The organism is Nocardia brevicatena NBRC 12119, from assembly GCF_000308495.1.
GTDB classification, from domain to species: domain Bacteria; phylum Actinomycetota; class Actinomycetes; order Mycobacteriales; family Mycobacteriaceae; genus Nocardia; species Nocardia brevicatena.
Window position 1 is genome coordinate 1 of sequence record NZ_BAFU01000197.1, and the last position, 2,215, is coordinate 2,215.

The 2,215-nt window shown below is 63.9% G+C and carries 3 protein-coding genes; 2 read left to right on the forward strand and 1 reads right to left on the reverse strand.

Annotation, left to right across the window (positions count from 1 at the left end):
• The coding region (locus ON20_RS25975) for an alpha/beta fold hydrolase (RefSeq protein ID WP_157229006.1) at window positions 1-493 on the reverse strand (493 nt) is incomplete at its 3' end.
• 107 nt (window positions 494-600) lie between these two features.
• Between ON20_RS25975 and ON20_RS25980 the strand changes: the two genes are divergently transcribed.
• Both ON20_RS25980 and ON20_RS25985 read left to right on the forward strand, forming a co-directional pair.
• Entirely contained in the window at window positions 601-1,323 is a 723-nt protein-coding gene (locus ON20_RS25980; protein ID WP_245547496.1) for a hypothetical protein, read from the forward strand.
• A 254-nt stretch (window positions 1,324-1,577) separates the two neighbouring features.
• Complete coding sequence (locus ON20_RS25985) at window positions 1,578-1,862, forward strand: hypothetical protein (RefSeq protein ID WP_218002619.1); 285 nt, start codon at window positions 1,578-1,580, stop codon at window positions 1,860-1,862.
• The last annotated feature ends 353 nt before the right edge of the window (window positions 1,863-2,215 follow it).

Consider the following 2,215-nt stretch of genomic DNA (forward strand, 5'->3'; position numbering starts at 1 on the left):
GTTGCTGGCCAACAGGTTGTTGACGTTGGGCGACGAGGGTGAGGTGAGCGGCCGCGACCTGGCCGGGATCGCCTGCTCGGGCCATGAGGCGGTTGGTGGCGTCGGCGACCTGGTCGGGCTGCTCGAGAATCACCGAGTGCCCGGCGCCCTCGACTATCACGAGGTCGGAGTACTCGACGGCCGCGGCCATCGCGACCGAGTGCGACGGTGGCGTCATCAGGTCGCTGCAGCCGCACAGCACCAGCGTGGGGATTCGCGAGAGGACCGTGAGCGCGTCGGTCCGGTCGTAGACCGTGAATTCGCTCAGGAAACTCGCAACTCTGGGCAGCACGGTGCCCCCTCCCAGAACGCATCCAAGATGCGCCATGTATCGCGGTGGCAGATCAGCTGCACACTGCTCACCCCCGCCAGCCAGGTGCATCCGCCGCTCGTGCTCGCGCTTCGGAGCTTGTTGACCATCGAGCCACCCACGAATCCCTGAAATCAATCCCATGGCATCAAATCGTGCCGGAGACAACAGTTTCCGTGCTGGATTCGGGCTCGAAGACGTGTTTGCTGCAATGACTTCGGAGTAGGTGCGGCTGCTTCTACGATTGCTCGGTGCAGGCGGTGACGGGGGGACAGAAGCGGGTTGTGGCTCAGGCGTATGCGAATGCCAGAGGACCGGTCGCCTACCTCGATGAGTCCTATCAGGTGGCCAACACCGACATCACGACCTCGAACACCTTCTACATCCTCACCGCCGTGGTCGTCGAGTTCGACCAGATGGATGAACTGCGCACCGGGCTGCGCCAGATAGCCGAAAGTAACTGGTGGCACACCACGCAGGCACTGCTCGAGGATGAAGGCCGCGCCAAGACCGAGGACATGCTCAGCTTCCTGGGTGAGGGCTCCGAACCGAGCATCATCGCCTTGCAGGTGCCGATCGAGAGCACAGACCTCGATGGTGAAGCCGCGCGCCGTGCCTGCTACCGCGGCGTCGCGGCGCGACTGGCCGCCGGCCGCGACGGATACTGGGAGCCGGTCGATCTACTCGTGCTCGAGGAACGCAACCAGCGCGCCCTGCGGGGCAAGGATGAACGCAACCACCGGGAACTGCTCGCCGACAAGCTAGTGCCCCGAGGTACGCGGCTGCTGCAGACCCCTCACCCGGTGCTGAGCTGCTGCTGTGGTTGCCAGACCTGGTGTCCTCGGCCTACCGGCGCTCGCTCACCCATCACGACCAGACGCGCAAGCTGTTCGACATCGTCAAAGAACGGGTCCACTTCGTCGAACCTCTGCACTGAAAGGCCCCAGATAAAGAGCAACCCTCGGCTGCCGTAGCTCCACCGAGGGCCAGACCGGCTGTCCGAGATATCCTCAGAGGGCCGGCTCCTTGCTCGCATACGAGGTTAACACGGAAGCTGCGCGAATCCATCCCATGTTTGGGCAAGCACACAAGCCGTCACCCGCCCATGACACCGCAGGCTCAGCCTGGCGCCACGACCGAACCTGCGGCGTTTCCGACCAGTGCCCAAACTCGGTCGTTTTCCAACGTGCCGGGTGCGATATCAGCGAGCGTCTTTATGGTTGGTCGTATGACCGACATCGCGCCCCTGGCCGCCTCCACACGGGCAGTGTTCGGCGACCCAGGTGTGCACGCGGTCGTCCGATCCGGGCGCACTGTGCACGCGGTCGGCCTCGGCCGATGGATCGGCGACGAGGAAGTTCCCGAGTTGTTGTGCCACACTGGCGTGGCCGGATGGTCCCCCACCGCGCTGGAACCGACCCGGGCGGAAGTCACCTGTGCCCGATGCCTGCGCAAAATCGGCGGATCCACCTTTTCCGCACACCAGCTTCCGCTGTTCGGCATGGGACAGTAGGTCGGGACGCAGGAACCCGGGAGACCGGGTTTGTATGTCATGGAACACAACGACAGCCCTGGCGGATACACCCCGCCAGGGCTGTCGTTGTTTCGGTGCTACCGGGTTATGGGGTCGCCGTAGCATTCGCCGAAAATCGGGCGGATATGCCTCATCTCCCGACAAGAACGCTGCCGATCCCTGTTCGGACTACTCCGGACCTTCGGTGGGGCTCCTTCGACCAGGCGCAACGGGCATATCCGTTGCCTTTCGGCGAGTACTACCAGGAGCCCCTGACGGGTAGGCATGTGCCGAGTTCCTTGTTCGGCTACACCACGGTCACCTGATCGCCGAGAATTTCTGTGCGGTTCGGG